The sequence below is a fragment of the Bradyrhizobium sp. 197 genome (genome assembly GCF_023073375.1).
Taxonomy (GTDB): Bacteria; Pseudomonadota; Alphaproteobacteria; order Rhizobiales; family Xanthobacteraceae; genus Bradyrhizobium.
Map to the genome: position 1 here is coordinate 1 of NZ_JADPJJ010000118.1, position 16,723 is coordinate 16,723.

At 58.8% G+C, this 16,723-nt stretch carries 15 protein-coding genes and 7 pseudogenes; 9 read left to right on the plus strand and 13 right to left on the minus strand.

The genetic code is table 11. From position 1 onward, the window contains the following. Nucleotides 1-132, minus strand: a pseudogene (locus IVB27_RS26940) (IS256 family transposase); the annotation flags it as partial. A 151-nt stretch (nt 133-283) separates the two neighbouring features. Between IVB27_RS26940 and istA the strand changes: the two are divergent. Next, nucleotides 284-1,306: pseudogene (istA, locus tag IVB27_RS26945) on the plus strand (IS21 family transposase); the annotation flags it as partial. 343 nt (nt 1,307-1,649) lie between these two features. Here the strand turns inward: istA and IVB27_RS26950 are convergent. Beyond that, complete coding sequence (locus tag IVB27_RS26950; protein WP_247446119.1) at nt 1,650-2,282, minus strand: 2-keto-4-pentenoate hydratase; 633 nt, start codon at nt 2,280-2,282, stop codon at nt 1,650-1,652. A 148-nt stretch (nt 2,283-2,430) separates the two neighbouring features. Here IVB27_RS26950 and IVB27_RS26955 point away from each other — a divergent pair, with 148 nt between their 5' ends. Continuing rightward, on the plus strand, nt 2,431-2,865 hold the full coding sequence (locus IVB27_RS26955) for a hypothetical protein (protein ID WP_247446120.1): 435 nt from the start codon (nt 2,431-2,433) through the stop codon (nt 2,863-2,865). A gap of 389 nt (nt 2,866-3,254) precedes the next feature. Here IVB27_RS26955 and IVB27_RS26960 read toward each other — a convergent pair. From IVB27_RS26960 to IVB27_RS43345, 4 genes and pseudogenes are all read right to left on the minus strand, one after another. Next, nucleotides 3,255-3,398 (minus strand): annotated as a pseudogene (locus IVB27_RS26960) (methyl-accepting chemotaxis protein); the annotation flags it as partial. Between the two features lie 1,262 nt (nt 3,399-4,660). After that, entirely contained in the window at nt 4,661-4,861 is a 201-nt protein-coding gene (locus tag IVB27_RS43725; RefSeq protein ID WP_524536511.1) for a tyrosine-type recombinase/integrase, read from the minus strand. Further along, nucleotides 4,858-5,136, minus strand: a complete 279-nt coding sequence (locus IVB27_RS26970; protein WP_247446121.1) for a hypothetical protein — start codon at nt 5,134-5,136, stop codon at nt 4,858-4,860. The genes IVB27_RS43725 and IVB27_RS26970 overlap by 4 nt, the downstream gene beginning before the upstream one ends. Next, on the minus strand, nt 5,037-5,333 hold the full coding sequence (locus IVB27_RS43345; protein ID WP_345946922.1) for a type IIL restriction-modification enzyme MmeI: 297 nt from the start codon (nt 5,331-5,333) through the stop codon (nt 5,037-5,039). The genes IVB27_RS26970 and IVB27_RS43345 overlap by 100 nt, the downstream gene beginning before the upstream one ends. A gap of 118 nt (nt 5,334-5,451) precedes the next feature. On the opposite strand from IVB27_RS43345, the gene IVB27_RS26975 reads away from it, so the two are divergent. Beyond that, the gene (locus IVB27_RS26975) at nt 5,452-6,060 is read left to right on the plus strand and encodes an SCO family protein (protein WP_247446122.1); all 609 of its coding nucleotides are present in this window, start codon (nt 5,452-5,454) and stop codon (nt 6,058-6,060) included. 6 nt (nt 6,061-6,066) lie between these two features. Here IVB27_RS26975 and IVB27_RS26980 read toward each other — a convergent pair whose 3' ends face one another. The 3 genes from IVB27_RS26980 to coxB are packed head-to-tail and all read right to left on the minus strand — an operon-like array spanning nt 6,067 to nt 9,652. Further along, complete coding sequence (locus tag IVB27_RS26980; RefSeq protein ID WP_247446123.1) at nt 6,067-7,107, minus strand: cytochrome c oxidase assembly protein; 1,041 nt, start codon at nt 7,105-7,107, stop codon at nt 6,067-6,069. Nucleotides 7,108-7,115: 8 nt separating this feature from the next. Further along, nucleotides 7,116-8,726 (minus strand): cytochrome c oxidase subunit I, encoded by a 1,611-nt coding sequence (gene ctaD / locus IVB27_RS26985; protein WP_247446124.1) that lies wholly within the window; start codon nt 8,724-8,726, stop codon nt 7,116-7,118. A 17-nt stretch (nt 8,727-8,743) separates the two neighbouring features. After that, on the minus strand, nt 8,744-9,652 hold the full coding sequence (gene coxB, locus IVB27_RS26990) for a cytochrome c oxidase subunit II (RefSeq protein ID WP_247446125.1): 909 nt from the start codon (nt 9,650-9,652) through the stop codon (nt 8,744-8,746). A gap of 921 nt (nt 9,653-10,573) precedes the next feature. Here coxB and IVB27_RS26995 point away from each other — a divergent pair. From IVB27_RS26995 to IVB27_RS27015, 6 genes and pseudogenes are all read left to right on the plus strand, one after another. After that, nucleotides 10,574-11,758: pseudogene (locus IVB27_RS26995) on the plus strand (NADH-quinone oxidoreductase subunit D). A 235-nt stretch (nt 11,759-11,993) separates the two neighbouring features. Beyond that, nucleotides 11,994-12,329, plus strand: a complete 336-nt coding sequence (locus IVB27_RS27000; protein WP_247446126.1) for a hypothetical protein — start codon at nt 11,994-11,996, stop codon at nt 12,327-12,329. 28 nt (nt 12,330-12,357) lie between these two features. After that, nucleotides 12,358-12,516, plus strand: coding sequence for an endonuclease domain-containing protein (locus IVB27_RS43730; protein WP_524536510.1), 159 nt, complete (start codon nt 12,358-12,360; stop codon nt 12,514-12,516). Continuing rightward, nucleotides 12,506-13,049, plus strand: a pseudogene (locus IVB27_RS27005) (Mu transposase domain-containing protein); the annotation flags it as partial. The gene IVB27_RS43730 and the pseudogene IVB27_RS27005, both read left to right, overlap by 11 nt. Then, a pseudogene (gene istB, locus IVB27_RS27010) lies at nt 13,015-13,737 on the plus strand (IS21-like element helper ATPase IstB); the annotation flags it as partial. The pseudogenes IVB27_RS27005 and istB, both read left to right, overlap by 35 nt. 540 nt (nt 13,738-14,277) lie before the next feature. Continuing rightward, nucleotides 14,278-14,637, plus strand: a complete 360-nt coding sequence (locus IVB27_RS27015) for a hypothetical protein (RefSeq protein WP_247446127.1) — start codon at nt 14,278-14,280, stop codon at nt 14,635-14,637. A 635-nt stretch (nt 14,638-15,272) separates the two neighbouring features. Here IVB27_RS27015 and IVB27_RS27020 read toward each other — a convergent pair. The 4 genes and pseudogenes from IVB27_RS27020 to IVB27_RS27030 form a co-directional block, all read right to left on the minus strand. Further along, nucleotides 15,273-15,599 carry an antibiotic biosynthesis monooxygenase family protein gene (locus IVB27_RS27020; protein WP_247446128.1) on the minus strand — a complete coding sequence of 109 codons (327 nt, stop codon included), beginning with the start codon at nt 15,597-15,599 and terminating at the stop codon, nt 15,273-15,275. A 78-nt stretch (nt 15,600-15,677) separates the two neighbouring features. Next, nucleotides 15,678-15,958, minus strand: a pseudogene (locus IVB27_RS43735) (NADH-quinone oxidoreductase subunit D-related protein). 1 nt (nt 15,959) lies between these two features. Beyond that, complete coding sequence (locus IVB27_RS43740) at nt 15,960-16,301, minus strand: NADH-quinone oxidoreductase subunit D-related protein (RefSeq protein ID WP_524536512.1); 342 nt, start codon at nt 16,299-16,301, stop codon at nt 15,960-15,962. Nucleotides 16,302-16,481: 180 nt separating this feature from the next. After that, nucleotides 16,482-16,723, minus strand: a 242-nt coding sequence (locus IVB27_RS27030; RefSeq protein ID WP_247446129.1) for a hypothetical protein, incomplete at its 5' end; no start/stop codon positions are given.

Below are 16,723 nucleotides of genomic sequence, written 5' to 3' on the forward strand. Positions count from 1 at the left end.
GCCTAGAAAGTCTGCAACCTCGGCCTCGACCGCCTGGGCCAGCAGGGCACGCGCTCCATTGCGCAAGACTTCTGTGAGTTGATCGTCGAAGATTCCTGGTTGAATCAGATGGATGACGTTATCGTTGGACACGGCATATCGCTCCTTCGGTGGAGAAGTGGAGGCGTCAAGCACGCCCACGATATGCCGCCTTTCCGATTCCCGCCGTCACCAACTTTGGGCGATAGCTCGCCTACCGCTTGTTACTATTATATGCGGTTGAGGGTGCTCGAAGCGGCCAACATACGGGCTGAGCTGGCCGCTGCCGGAGGGCATGGATGACGAGGGCCTGGAGCTGCTGCTGTTCCCGGCGCCAAAGGCTGCCTCGCAAAGCGACCGACGACCGTCCCCCGACTGGGTTTATGTGGAGAAGGAGCTACGCCGGCGCAGCGTGACACGCCTGCTGTTGTGGGAAGAGTATCGCGCCGCCAATCCAGACGGCTTTGGCTATACCTGGTTTTGCACGACTTTCGAGGCCTGGAAGCAGCGGGCGCAGCCGAGCATGCGTCAGACCCACATCGGTGGGGAGAAGGTGTTCGTCGATTTCGCTGGCGACACCATCGACATCTTCGATCCCATCACCGGCGAAGTGCGCGCCATGAAGCTGTTCGTCGCGGCGATGGGGGCCTCGAACTACACCTACGCCGAGGCCCGCCCAAGCGAGAGCCTGTCCGACTGGATCGGCGTGCATGCCAACCTGTTCAGGTATCTCGGCGGCGTGCCGAAGTTCGTGGTCTGCGATAATCTCAAGGCCGCCGTGACCAACCCCGATCGCTACGATCCCGGGATCAACCGAACCTATGCCGAGATGGCCGGTCATTACGGCACCGCGATCCTGGCGGCGAGGCCGAGGCGGCCAAAGGACAAGGCCAAGGTTGAGGTCGCCGTCCAGATCGCCCAGCGCTGGATCCTGGCCCGCCTGCGCAACCAGCGCTTCTTTTCCCTGGCGGAGCTCAATGCGGCCATCCGCGGCCTCGTCGTCGAACTCAACGCCCGCCAGATGCGCGGTTTTGGCTCCAGCCGGACCGAGCTGTTCGCCGAGATCGATCGTCCCAAGCTGGGAGAACTGCCGGACCAGCCCTACGTCTTTGCGCGCTGGAAGCGTTGCCGCGTCGCGCCCGACTATCATGTCGAGATCGACGGCCATTGGTATTCCACCCCTTATCGGCTGATCCGTGAACTCGTCGATGTCCGCATCGCCGACAAGACCATCGAGGTCTTCCACAAGGGACAGAGGATCGCCAGCCACGCCCGCGCGCCCAACCGATCCGCTTTTTTCTCCAGATCGCTTTGCGCTTGGCCAGCCGAAATGCACTAACGCCAGAGGGGATGTCAGCGACGCTGCAAGCTTTAGCTGCGTGGTTTCCAAGACACCCTAAATTGAACTCAAGGCACGGTCTATTGGAGCTTCTGCAAAGATCCCGTCGTCGCTTGTTCTCTGGCGTTTGGAACTGATTTCAGTCCACTTCGACACTTACAATCCCGAGATGGTCGAGCGAAAAATCGTAGACGGCATCTTCGGTCGGGAAGATGGTCTTCATCACGCTGCCTGTCATCACGATCTGACCCGCCTGCAGACCTTCGCCGCGGATGGCGAGGTGTGCGGCCAGCTAGGCCACGGAGTTGAAGGGATGGCCGAGGATATCCCGGCCATGGCCTTCGCCGATCGCGGCGCCGTCCCGCGTCGCCTTGCCGAGCACGCTTTCCAGATCCGGCCAGGCCGAGCGCCATTCGGAAGTCACGATGCCGCCATTCCAGGAATTATCTGCCAGCAGCGCAAGCACGTCGAGGCCGGTGTAATCGGCGGCGCGATCATCGACCAGTTCGATGGCGGCGCAAACGCCGCCGATATGGGGCGTGATCTGCTCGGCCGTCATGGGGGACGTCGTGGCCGGCACCTTTGATTTGAGGCGGACGGCGATCTCGAATTCGAGGCCGAGACGCCCGAAGTCGGCGCGCTTTATCGTCGCACCTGAGCGGTGCGCGCGTCGGGCGAGGACCACGCCGGCGATCGGATGATCGATGCCACAGAATTGCTGCATCGGCTTTGAGGTCAGTCCGACCTTGTAGCCGATGGTGTCGCCGTGCTCGGCGCGGAGCAGCTCGACATAATGTTGCTGGATATCGTAAGCGTCCGAGACAGTGGAAGGCGCGTTTGGCCGGTCGAAAGGCTTAAAACGGGTGTTCGCTCTGTGCTCGGCGAGCAGCGTGTCGGCAGCGCGCCGAGCCGCGGTCTCCTCCATCGTTCAATTCGGACCGAACCCGACCAAGGTGGCCCGCGCGATCGGCATCTTCGATGAATCGAAGCGATTTGCCGTCGAGCCTACCGCGATGGTCTCTTTGACATGGGACACCGCCGATCTTCGCTATCGCGATCCGTGGTAAGGGATGATGCAGCGCCGGTTCGGCTCGCCCTATGCGTTGGCGTATCGCCCGGACGTGCACGATGCCCTGATCGCCAAGGTGCCGGCAAACGCGATCTATTTGAACAAGGGCTGCGTCAGCGTCGCAACCACCAAGGACGACGCCACCGCGACCGTCTCCGACGCAACCACATCGAAGCTGACGTCATCGACGGCGCCGACTGCATCCATTCCGTGGTTCGAAAGATTCTGTTCGGTGAAAGTGTCGCGCGGTTTACCAATCAGATTTGCTGGCGTGCCATGGTGCCGATGGAGATCGCAAGTCGGCACGGATCACCGGGTGTCACGCAACCGACAGATTATATCGGCTGGATCGGGCGACCGGTCACGTCATTTGCTATCCGGTGCGCGGCGGCGAATACAAGAACATTTCCGCCGGTCGCGTTTCGGAAGAGTGGGCTGAAGAGTCCTGGGCAGTTCACTGAAGCATCGATGAAATGCTGCAGGTCTATTCCGGCTGGAATGAAGCATTGCTGGGCATGTTCCGGAAGATCACGAGTTGTTATCGCTGAGGCATTTACGACAGGGAGCCGCTCGAAAATTGGGTAAACGGCAGGATAGGTCTGATCGGAGATGCGGCCCATCCCATGAATGCCGACGATGGCCCAAGGCGCGGCGCAATCGATGGAGGACGGGCTCGCGCTGGCGCGAAACCTGGCAGATCACAAGGATGATCTCCCGTTGGCGGTCGCGGCGTATAACCTGGAAAAGCAACCGAGGGGAAAAAAGGTTCAGTTGCAGGCGCGCGATCAGTGCAACAACAATCGCAAGCCAGTCGCGCCGCCGCCGATCAGCCTGGATTGGATCTACGGCTGTCTCCCCGGTGCCTTTTCTCGTCTGTTCGGCCAACGTCTTCACCTCCGATGCCACCACCGCAAAACCGCGCCCGGCCTCACCGGCCCGCGCCGCCTCGATCGTAGCATTGAACGCCAGCAGACGTGGAAGCTGAACAGAAGGAGGTGGCCGAGGCTGAAGCTAGAAAATTACGGACGGAGAAAGAGCTGGAGCAAAAGCAAAAGGACGACCAGTACCGTCGGGAGCAAGAAAGCAAACAAACCGAGGCTGAGAAACGACAACGCCAAGAAGCGCTCAGAAAAGATAATGGAGCGCTGGCGCGCGGATTGCAAGGAGATGATTGCTGAAGAGGTGAAGGAGTTCGCGTCCGCGATAAGTGATGCGGGAGATAAGACGTACGTAAAGCAGAGATGGCCCACGCTGGCGACTTGGTATCGAGAGAAAATACGAGGAGCCTGGGAGCTCGAAAATGTTTCAACTGACCTCCGTGACTACGGCACTGTGAAATGGAAAAATCGTGTTCTTGAGGCTGGTTTTGTCGAGGTCACATTTAAGCTAAAGCACAGGGAGCTTGGTGAGCATCAGCAGAAATGCTTTTTGGTCGTCTACGTGGCGGACCGCGATTTTGCGGTTCCGAGAGATCCCATTGCAGTTCCATGCGAAGATGCCAACGCAGTGACCAGGTACAAGATAGCGCATGAGTTCTCGAGCAAATGGATCGCCAATTAGACCTTCGATCCGAGGGTAAAGAGTGGTCGGCCTTAGGCGAGAGCGAGAGCTATACCTGCAAGCGATTTCGGTTGTTAGCCACCGCGGCCGACATTGGAGGAAGCGTTATCCAGCCATCGCCGCGTTGCATCGTCACTCCATCCGGGGACCGCGAAACGCGCCCGAGAATTGACATCCGGACTCGGACGTTCCGCCGCTGTTGGGCGCGCCCGAGCGTGACGCACCTTTGCAGCGTCGGCCGAGGTGCACAGGACGATCAAACTCACCGCCAAAACAGAGCGCATAGCATCAGCTCCAATCCCGCAACCGCCCCCTATCTGATGCTCCGACTGTTCCCCCACAATCTGTACCGGCTTCACAACTGCGAGAAGAGGCGAAAGCGCGCGAGCTACTTCGTGTCCTGGGTAGAAACAATTTAGCCAGTTCGGGTGAGAGGAGCCGGGCTTCGGTCCCGCGCCATTGGGTCAGGACGCCTTGCTCTCGAGACGGCTTTTCATCTGGATACCGGCCCACACTGATACTGCGAGTAATCTCATTTCGAAAAAAGAGCCTGGTACGTCCTGTCAGACCGTCGATGCTTGAATTCGCTCTCGCAAGTTCTGCTCCCGGCCCTCTTAACAGACGAATTCGTACTCTAGGCGGACGTCTGCTCTCGACGGCAAAGCGAACTGTTGCTACCGCCAAAAGTTCTTGAAGCGCGTAGGCGACAGTTCTGTGTAGCGCACAGTGTGCTGGATGTTCTTGTGCCCTAGATAGGCTTGCAGGGCGCGGGTGTCATGGCCTTTGTTGGCGAGCGCATATCCGCAAGCGTGCCGAAGCATATGTGGATGCGCCTTGAAGTTCAGCCCTGCCGCGGTCCCTGCACGCTCGATCAGTCATAGGCTGCGGCCACCGCGACATCGATCTTGTCGTGCAGTTCCTTTATGATCAGGACGAGACCGTCATCGTAGGTCGCTCGGTCAGATTGATCGAGGTCATCCGGGTTAGCCCCAGCGCGCAACATTTCAAGCACGTTGTAGAGTCCCGTGAGCGTCAAATGCGCGTGCTCGGTCAGCACTCTTTTCCGGTGCGCATCGAGTTCTTCGACGATGACACGGATCGCTTGCTTTGAATACTGTTGGCATCGGGAAACGGGAATGGGTCGAAGCATTGAGACTTTGTATATCGAGGGCGGTCTTCGAGTGTCCCGGCCTGAGCAAGCGCCCAAACAACGTGGATTCGTGATGAAAGCACCCCAAGTTGCGCTGCATCGTCAATTGCAATCACAACCAACTTTTGACACGAAACAGAGCGGGATGAGGCCTTCCGAATCAGAACCCGCAGCAAGACCCGCCACCCGAGCCGCACGGACAGCGTATCGACGGAACTCGTGGCGTCCGGCGCCGTTTATGGGGGCATGGCATCCCAAACAGGGCTAACGCGTCGAACTTGGACCCAGCTTCTGGGGGCAGGGGCCTGCTTCGTCATGCTTTCGGCATGCGACGCCGGCAACCCCGCCAATTTGGGTTCTTCCGTCGATGTTTCGGGGAGTTTGCCACCGCTTGCGTTTACTATGCGCCGGGCTTCCGACGGTCACGAGGTGACGGCTGCCGACTATCGTGGAAAGCTCGTACTTCTGTACTTCGGCTATACGTCATGCCCCGACGTGTGCCCGATGACGCTTTCCAACCTGACGACGATGCTTGGCAGGCTTGGCGCACGCTCTGATCAGATCCGCGTCCTGCTCGTCACGATCGATCCCAACCGCGACAATCTGGGCGTCCTGAAGCAGTACACCAGTTCGTTTGCGCTGCAGGTCGATGCCCTACGGGGAACGGCTGATCAATTGGCCGCACTCGCAAAACGCTATCGCGTTGCCTATTCGGTGAAACCGACTCCCGGGTCCGGAGGCTACGAGGTGACGCACAGCACCGGCGTTTATTTGTTCGACAAGGGCGGAAACGTGAGGCGGCTGTTCGCCGGACTGGAAAGCCCTGCGCCCGCCGGACTGGATGCGATGGTGCAGGATTTGCGCATTCTCCTCGGGACGCCACCTGCCCCGGGCTGGCTCTCACGTTTCATGCACTCGTCCTGATCGGGTTCATCGTCCGGTCCACAGCCTTGCCTCGACGGCCGTCGAAGACCCCTCCGCGCCGAGCTGCTGCGGCGTGTCGCTGCAGCGGCGTGACGCGTTCAGGATGAGCATGATTGCGAGCACACTCATCATCGCAGTTGGAATCCATATCACAAGGCCGCCAAGCGTTTGATCGGCGGACGCGCTCACTCCCGGAAACAGCGGGCCGCACAAGCCGTAACTAGGATATAGCTCGTAACGGCTGAACGCGATCAAGGCGCCGCCGAGAATCTGCGGAAACATGACACCGATCGAGAGCATTGCCCTGACGGCGAAGGAGGTCCGCGCAGGCGGCGACGGGCGCGGATCCAGCAGAAGGCACCAAAACAGGATTCCGTCGACAATCATGCTCCAATTCATCAGCGCGTAGAGACGCGAATCGAGCATGGCACGGAAATGCACGGCAGGAATCAGCCAGAAGAAGATGATGCCCACGAATAGCGATGCAGCGAGGATCGGTTGCTGCACAAATTTGACGGCGCCCAGGACCATACGATGCTGCAATAATGCGCGCAGCCCCCGCGGCATCCCTCGCGCGATTGTGGCTCCTGGCCACGATAGCGCTATGAGCATCGGCCCGAGATGATGCATCACCGCATGCTGGATGCGATTGAGCACGAACATGTGCTGGGCCGCATACTCGAAATGCGTGTCCAGCACCGAATAGATCGCGAGGGTACCCACAAGAAAGCTTACCCACCGCGCCAGCAAAGGCCTGCGCGCCGCCGCTGTGCGGGCGACGCCGCGGACAAACCACCATATCACGAGCCAGGTGCTCGCAAATGCCGCCCAAGAGAAGTCCCACGGCGCCCAGAACGGCATCACAGCGGCACGGTCAGCACACAGCAACCAAAGAACGAAGCCGGTGACGACGAGCAAGGTGCCGGCGACCAGGTCGTGCCGATCCATGCAATGGACGGCTTGGTCACCGTCGTCCACCGCTTTCGTCACCGGGCGCCAAAGCGTGGCGTGATCTCTATCGAACGTGTCCGTTACGTTAGTCTTCATCGAAGCGATCAGCGAACGAGCGGCAACGTTTCGAATGTGTGGTGAGGAGCCGGGGACGGTACGGTCCACTCAAGCGTAGTGGCGCCCGGGCCCCAATAGTTGGCCTCTTGGACATGCCGGCCGGCGAGCAGCGTGTAGAGCAACACGCCAAGGCCGAAGACAAAGGAAATTCCGCCAAGATAGGCTCCAATGGAACTGATCAAATTCCAGCCGGCAAAGGCTGGGGGATAATCGATCACGCGGCGCGGCATGCCCTCCGCGCCCAGCATGTGCATCGGGAAGAACGTCAAGTTGACGCTCACGAACGTCGCCCAGAAATGGAGCTTGCCTGCCCATTCCGGATATTGCCGGCCGCTGATCTTGCCGATCCAGTAGTACAGTCCCGCGAAGAGGCCGAATGCGGCGCCGAGCGACATGACATAGTGGAAGTGGGCGACGACGTAGTAGGTGTTGTGGGCCGCGACATCGAAGCTTGCGCTCGCGAGATTGACGCCGGTGACCCCGCCGACCGTGAATACGAAGATGAAGCCCAAGGCCCACAACATCGGGGCACGCAAATCGAGCGAGCCGCCCCAGATGGTCGCGAGCCAGGAGAACACTTTGATGCCGGTCGGCACCGCGATGACCATGGAGGCGAACGAGAAGAAGATTTGCGCCTCCAGGCTTATCCCGGTGAGGAACATGTGATGAGCCCAGACGATGAAGCTGATAAATGTGATTGATACGAGCGCATAGATCATACCGAGATAGCCGAATATGGGCTTGCCGCTGAAGGTGGCGATGACCTGGCTTATGACGCCGAAGGCCGGAAGGATCATCATGTAGACCTCGGGATGCCCGAAGAACCAGAACAGATTTTGGAACAACATCGGATCGCCGCCACCGGAGGCATCAAAGAAGGTGGTGCCGAAATTGCGGTCGACGAGAAGCATGGTGATGGCACCCGCCAGAACCGGGATCGACACAATCATCAAAACGGCGGTGCATAGGATGGCCCAGGGAAAGAGCGGCATCTTGAACAGATGCATTCCTGGCGCACGCATGTTGAGGATGGTGGCGAGGAAGTTCATCGAAGCGAGGATCGAAGAAGCCCCCGACAAGTGGATCGACAGGATCGCCATGTCCACAGATGGGCCCGGTTGTCCGGTGATCGAGGCCAGAGGCGGATAGAGCGTCCATCCGGTGCCCGAGCCGCTCCCGACGAACAGTGAGGATATCAGCATCGTCAGACCGGCGATGAAGAGCCAGAAGCTCAAATTGTTCAAGCGCGGGAACGCCATGTCTGGCGCGCCGATCATCAATGGAACAAAGTAGTTTCCGAAACCTCCGAACATCGCGGGAATGATGACGAAGAACATCATCAGCAGGCCGTGGGCCGTCACGATCACATTGTAGAGCTGGCCGTCAGGATTGCCCGCCGCATCCTTGAGGAATTGAACGCCGGGCGATTGCAATTCCATACGCATGACGATGGAAAGGCTGACCGCCAGAATACCGGCCAGGGTCGCCCCACAAAGGTAGAGTGTACCGATATCTTTGTGGTTGGTGGCTTCGAGCCACCGTCGCCAAAAGGACTCTGCCTCATGCGGCACGGGCGTAGGTAACGCGATATCAGCCATGTTCAATCTCCGGCAAGCTAATTCGGTGAGCGACGTCCCTCCTGGGGCGGCGCGCTCAGCAAAGAGACCTTCTGCTGCTTTTGACTTTCAACCCAGGCAGCAAAGTCCTTCTTTGAAACGGCTCGAATGCCAATCGGCATGAAAGCATGATTTTGTCCGCACAGTTGCGAACACTGTCCGTAGTAATCTCCCTCACGGTCGATTTTTGTCCAGATCTCGTTGATGCGGCCGGGCATCGCGTATTTCTGCAAGCCGAGCGAGGGGACCATGAATGAATGAATGACGTCGGCTCCGGTGACCTCGATGTGGATCACTGTCCCAACCGGCAAAACGGCATAGTTGTCGACGGCAAAAAGCCGCAACGCTTGCTGGCCCTGTTGGGATTTAAGCTTGGCTTCCGGCAGGATCATGCTGATGATGTCAAGATTGCCCTCGGTGGGATATTGGTATTCCCAATACCATTGATGGCCTGTGACTTTCAGCGTCATTCCGCTGGAGGGGATAACGTTGTAACGATAGACGAGAGCGAAAGAAGGTACGGCGATGTAGGCGAGGATGGCGACGGGAACAACGGTCCACAAGATTTCGAGGGGTGTATTGTGTGTCCTCTGCGACGGCACGGTGTTCCTTGACCTTCGAAAACGCCAGACCGAATAAAGCAGCAGGACGGCGACAAGGGAGCAAATGGCCAGATCGACGCCGAACAACAGGTTGTGCAGCCTGAGGAGATCCTGTTCGAACGCTGTGCCCGCATACTGAAAGTTCAATTCCCAGTCCACGGGCCTGCCAAGGACAGCATTGCTGATGCTGTTCGACACCGCGCGCTGCACCCAGTCCTGCGCGGCGACCACGCCGAACACCGCGGCGATGCCACACACCACCAGCGCTACGCCGAGGAAAATGAGTCCGTCCTTGATCTTGGACATACAGCTTGTCGCTTCGGATGAACCATCAACTGAACGACATGTGCGATGTTCCAAAAAGGTAATACCTTCCCTGGAAAGTAATTGTGAACGGATACTTGGCCGAGAGCCGCATATTCGCCAACAACCGGATGCATACTCCACTCTGATAGAGGCTTGGATAGAGGCTTGCGTGTCTTGGGCTCGAGTTAATTCTCGAACGAGGAGCTAGTGTGCGACTGTATAGTCTACATGCAGCAGCAACGCGCCCCGCCGAAGTTGGAGAGACGCTGAGTCTCCACGATTTTCCTGGAACATCGACCCGGGGTGGCAGTTTGTGTGCTTTCGGAAACTGAGCTCGCCTCCGATCAAGATGTTAAATTCAATAACGGATGGATCTGGACCACAACAGGCAATATTCGGGTCGGCAAATGCCCGGCTCCATAACCACGACGCGATCGAGTTTCAAACGGGACCTGTACTGTTGACCCATCTTAAAGAGAGCCAGCGAGCGACTGTGCTTCAACTGCCCGCATGTCAGAGGATCTCAGACGGCGCGCCCCAGTCTGCGGTGGCCTCCGACAAAAACACGAGCGTCTCGGCAATCTGACTCAAAAAGTGCCTCGTCGGAGATCGGCACGGGCGAGTGCATTGCATTTTCGTCGGCAGAGCTCCGGAGACGAACACGGCCGCGAACATTCTGATCGGTCCGAGCTACCTTCGGGCTGTACTTGTCGCAACATGATCCGGCTGGCAGCTATCGGGAAGGGGAGGTAGGCGTGCGCACTGACGAAACGTTTCAGACTCGTTGGGTTGGCAATCGATCTGATCCGATCGGTCGCCGCGCGGCTTTGTGGCCGCTGACGACTTCGCGCTTCAGATCGGTGTGCTCTGCCGAAGCCGAGACAATGCGAGGTCTCTTCTCTCCCTTTGCATGAGGCGTAAATGGCCGACGCTCCGTTACGAAATTTCGATCAATTTTGGACCGCAGCATCCTGCTGCTCACGGGGTGTTGCGTCTCCTGGAGCTTGACGGCGAAGTGGTGCGGCGCGTCGATCCGCATATTGGTCTTCTGCATCGCGGCACTGAGAAACTGATCGAATCCAAGACCTACCTGCAGGCGCTGTCCTATTTCGATCGTCTCGACTATGTCGCACCGATGAATCAGGAGCATGCTTTCTGTCTAGCGGCCGAGAAGCTTCTTAACATCACAGTGCCAAAGCGAGGCCAGCTCATTCGCGTGCTTTATTGCGAGATAGGTCGCCTACTTTCGCAACTTCTCAATGTTACGACGCAGGCGATGGATGTCGGTGCACTTACTCCTCCACTCTGGGGCTTCGAGGAGCGCGAAAAACTTATGGTGTTCTACGAGCGCGCTTCCGGTGCGCGCATGCACGCAAACTATTTCCGTATCGGCGGCGTGCATCAGGATTTGCCGCCGAAGCTTTTGGACGACATTTGGGCCTTTTGCGATCCTTTCCTGAAGGTGTGCGATGACCTCGACGGCCTGCTGACGGGGAATCGCATTTTTAAGCAGCGCAATGTTGGGATAGCCGAGGTGAAGCTCGCAGACGCGTGGGGGTGGGGCTTCTCCGGTGTTATGGTCCGCGGCTCAGGGGCAGCCTGGGACCTCCGCAAGGCACAGCCCTATGAATGCTATTCCGAATTCGATTTCGACATCCCGATCGGAAAGAATGGCGATTGCTTCGATCGCTATCTTGTGCGCATGGAAGAAATGCGTCAGTCGGCGCACATCATGAAGCAATGCCTGGAAAAGTTACGGCTGCCCGAAGGCCAAGGGCCGGTCGCCATTCTGAACAACAAAATTGTTCCGCCGCGCCGTGCAGAGATGAAACGCACGATGGAAGCGACCATCGAGCATTTCAAGCTCTTACTGAGGGCCATCGAGTGCCCGCCGGTGAAGTCTACGCCGCGGTGGAAGCGCCGAAGGGCGAATTCGGCGTCTATCTTGTTTCCGATGGGACCAATCGCCCATACAAGTGCAAAATTCGGGCTCCCTCATTCGCTCATCTTTCGGCCATGGACTTCCTCACGCAAGGCCACATGCTGGCCGATGTTTACGCGATCATCGGATCGCTCGACATCGTGTTTGGTGAGATCGATCGATGAGGCTTGGGTGATCCTCCAACCCCATTTGGTATGACAGTGCGTGATAGGGATAGAAATCGTATTGTGAAAGCACCGGGCTCCTCCCTCGGGTTCTGGCGTCTGGGTTTGTCGGCCGACGCATTGTAAAGCATTTGCACGAACTCGAACTCTCGGTGCGGATCGCCTCGTGGCTTCCGGACCGCGCTCGTGCTCTTTTTGGTGAGGCGAATCCACATCTGCAGCTATAATGAGATGGATGCCTGAAACAACGACTGCTGCTGCATGGTTGATCTTTCTTGCAACCTACGCCGTCGTGGCTCTTGGCAAGATACCCGTGTACCGGATTGACCGGGCTGGAGCGGCCTTGCTTGGTGGCAGCTTGATAGTCGCCAGCGGCGTGTTGTCGCTCGAAGAAGCGTACCAAGCGGTCGATTTCAATACGATTGCGCTGTTGCTTGCAAGGCGTGCAGCGCGGCATACATGCGAGCATGGAAAAACGCCAGCCCCGATCGCCAAGAGTACGACAGGCGAAAGTCAAAGGAATGGCAGGCAACACATCCCCGCTATACGAAACAGACAAAGCTTCGTCTAGTCTACGGCATGTCGCTCGAAGACTAGCAATGTTTCGGGCGCAGAACGGCGTCTGCTTCATCTGCCAATGCGAAGATCGCAATATCGTCAAGAAGACCGGCAAGCGCCGCGAGCTTGCCGTTGATCACTGTCACGAAAGCGGCACTGTCCGCAGCCTACTTTGCGGCGACTGCAATCGACAACAATAAATACTCGGTCACGGCCAGCGCTGTCGGGCGACCTGTCGAGGTTCACGCCTGCGCCGACCGCATTGTGATCCGCCAGGACGGACGCATCGTTGGCGGGCATGCTCGCTCGTTCGGCCGCGGCGATACCGTCTACTGGCATTACGTGCCGGTGCTGGCTCGCAAACCCGGTGCCTTGCGCAACGGCGCTCCCTTCAAGGACTGGGTGCTGCCGGCGGCGATTGAGCGTGTACGGCGCAAGCTCGCCAGTGTCGACGATGGTAATCGGCAGATGGTCGACATCCTCAACGCGGTTCTGACCGACGGCTTGCCGGCCGTCGAGGCGGCCTGTGCCGAGGCGATCGCTCACGGCGTTCATTCCGCCGATGTCGTGCTCAACGTTCTGGCCCGCCAGCGTGATCCTGCGCCGCCGGCCAACGTCCTCACCCCGGCTGCGCTGACATTGCGCCATGCCCCGATCGCCGACTGTGCTCGTTACGACCACCTCAGGAGAACCATCTGATGGAGCGTACTCAACTGTTCGACCTCATGGGTGAGCTCAAGCTCTACGGCATGAAGGCTGCCTTCGACGAGATCATGGCGACCGCCATCAAACGCCAGCACGAACCCCAACGCATTGTCGGCGACCTGCTCAATGCCGAGATCAACGAGAAGCAGGCCCGCTCGATCAAGTACCAGCTCACCATCGCCAAGCTGCCGCTTGCCAAGGACCTTGAGGACTTCCAGTTCGAAGGCACCCCCATCAACCAGACCCTGGTCAATGATCTCGCCGGCGGCGGCTTCATCGCCCAGCAACGTAACGCCGTTCTGGTCGGCGGTACCGGCACCGGCAAAACACATATGGCCATCGCCATCGCCAGAAGCTGCATCCGATCTGGTGCCCGCGGCCGCTTCTACAACGTGGTCGACCTCGTCAACCGCCTGGAGATCGAGACCCGCAACGGACGGCAGGGTCGTATCGCCGAGCATCTGACCCGGATGGACTTCATCGTCCTCGACGAACTCGGCTACCTGCCGTTCGCCCAATCCGGCGGCCAGCTCCTGTTCCACCTCGTCAGCCGGCTCTATGAGCGCACGTCGATCATTGTCACCACCAACCTCGCGTTCGGAGAATGGCCCAGCGTGTTCGGCGACGCCAAGATGACCACCGCGTTGCTAGACCGGCTGACCCATCACTGCGACATCGTTGAGACCGGCAACGACAGTTGGCGCTTCAAAAGCCGCGACGACGATCACACAGCCCGCGCTCGCCTCGTCTCCGCTATCCCGACCAGCTCCGACGAGGCGAGCGCTACCGTCAAAACCCGCCGCTCTAAGGGGCGCATTGCCTCACGCAGAATGTTACTGGACAACTTCTCGCCGATGACTGGAGCAGCGCCACCAAATTGTTTCGGTGGTCTCTATGGCGGGAAAGATCAGTATGGGCGCGCGGCGCGAGGTGTTGTCGGCGGTGATCGCGTGTTACCGGTCGGCCAAACGGGCGGAGAAGGGGCGGATTCTCGACGAGCTGTGCGCGACGACGGGTTGGCATCGCAAGCATGCGGTGCGCGCACTCCGGCGGCGCGCAGCGGTTGGGCCCGGCGCGGTCGAGGCAGCTCGAGAGCGCAAGCGTAGATATGATCCGACGATCAAGGACGCGGTGACGGCGCTGTGGGAGGCGTCGGATCGCCCAACACGCTCGTGAATGGCGCGGCTCTCTCGGTATTCGCGATCGCCTCCGCCGTGGTCGGGATTGGCGCCAGGGCGCTGCAACCTCGGACCGCGATGACCGGCGGCGCCGCCGCATCTGCACTAGGCATGGTGCTGCTGGCGGAGGCGGTCGCTCATCATCATTTGCCAGTCTTCCTCGCCGCTGGGGCGATCTCCGGCGCCGGATATAGCCCGCTGTTTTTCGGCGGCCTGCAGACGATCAACAGCGCGGCGCCGTCCGAGCACCGCGGCGGCGTGCTCTCGGCAATCTATTTGCTGGCTTATGTGTCGCTGGGTGCCGTCTCGCTCCTTCTCGGCGCGGTGGCGACCGCGCACGGGCTCGGTTTCGCCGTCAACCTCGGCGCGGGCGTGATCGCTCTGTTCAGCGTGATCACGGTCGCTTTGGTCGCGATGACCCGCGCCGGATCGATCTAGATTGCTATTCCGTCGAAAGGCGAAGGACAACACATGATCAGGACCACACGGGAAAGACTTCCGGCGGACCATGCGGCGGCACGCCCGGCGGCGGCTGTGACGGCTTTGGATCGACAGGTTGCGGAACTTCGGTGGGTGTTCCGGCTAGGCGTTTAGTCAGTCTCATTGCGCCACCTCCGCAGTATAAGGACAGACGGACAGAACGGGCGGCCACGATCGCGCCTATACGCGCTCCGCGCGCAGCCATCTAGAAATTGGTTCATTGGAGCTAACGCAGAACCCGGCGCAGGAGTTTCTCTTCGGGATAACTTGCCAGCAAATGAGTCGCCGGGTGCTCCACAGTTCTCAAACATCCGACGGGTCATACGACATGTGAGGCCCTGCCTGACTCGTTTTCCATCGACCTTATGGCTTTTAGCTCGCCTTAATAAGCAGGGAATAGCTTCGGCCGTTCGCACCAAAGTTTCGACAGAGAAACGCTTAATCGAGTGAGTGGGCGAAGAAGCCCAACTCACTGAAGCACCTTAGGCAACACGACCACATTCTGCCGCCTCGACCTGACCGAGGACAACCTGTTGAGGCTCCAAATCTAGCGCTCTTCATTTCCCGTCACGAGGCAACACGTCACGAGATGCTCAGCGAACGCCGTCGAAGACCTCGGCGACGTCGTAAAGGTGTGGGTCAATTTGGTCGGTCAAATCGTCAAACGTCCCCCAGGCCTTGCGAAAGTCTGGCGCTTGGTGAGCCTGCCGCAAGAGCTCGCGGCTTTGCCATTGGACATAGTTGACAATTCGCCCACCATCGAAGCGGCGATGCAGGCTGATTGAGACAAATCCCGGCTGGCGCGCCATGAAACGTGCTCGCTCTGCCATCAATGACAAAGCCTCAGCCTGCTTTTCCGGCCCGGACTCAACGACCGTGATCTGCGTGATTGTCTGATTGTTGGCCTGAATATTTGGCATGACGTCTCTCCGTTCTCAGTTGGTTTTCTGCTACGCAAGGCAGTGATCCTGACATTTCGGTGGTCTCAGATCCAGAACTCATCGATCAATCTCGCCGAACACGATATCGATGGATCCGATGATGGCAGAAACATCGGCCAGCATGTGTCCGCGCGTCATAAAGTCCATCGCCGAGAGATGCGAAAAGGAGGGCGCGCGGATCTACACTTGTAGTGTTCATTGGTCCCATCGGAGACAAGATAGACGCCGAACTCGCCTTTGGGCGCTTCGACAGACGCGTAGACCTCACCGGCAGGAACGCGATGTCCCTCGGTGTAGAGCTTGAAGTGTTCGATGATTGCCTCCATCGAACGCTTCATTTCATTCGCGCCGCGGCGGAACGATCTTGTGATCTTGCGTCGCGACCGGCCCCTGTCCGTCAGTTTCCTGAAGTTTTTCGATGCGTTGCTTCATGATACGGACCGACTGCCGCATCTCCTCCATGCGCACGATATAGCGATCGTAACACTCGCCGTGCTTGCCAACAGGGATGTCGAAATCAAACTCGGGGTAGCACTCGTAGGGCTGTGCCTTGCGCAGGTCCCATGCCGCGCCGGAGCCGCGCACCATTACGCCCGAAAACCCCCAAGCCCAAGCATCGGCGAGATTAATCACCCCAACGTCGACATTGCGCTGCTTGAAGATGCGATTGTTGGTCAGCAGACCATCTGCTCATGGAATGCTGCATGCCGGTTCGTCATAGGCGCATGGCGACAATCGAGTCCGGAACTAAGAGGAAGATCATCGAATGGCCGTGCCCGCGCAATCAGAGATTACATACGACGACAGTACACCCGACGCAAACCAGCGCCGCGATGCGCGGCGTAGTCGACTAGTAGGTTCTCACCGTTTCGTCCAAGCAAGGGATTGCGCGCAACTGCGTCCCTCAAAGTTTCGCCAGTACCAGAAGCGATGGCCTTTCGGCTTGGTTGCGGAATCTAATCTCTGCGAGGATGCGGTATTATCCGAGCGCATCAAGCAACCTGCTAGGGTCTGTTGGGATTCAGGATTCTCATCGGGGCTTGGTTGTGATTCAAGCTTGGGATGGACCGATTCGTTTTGACTGACGCCCAATGGGCGAAGAT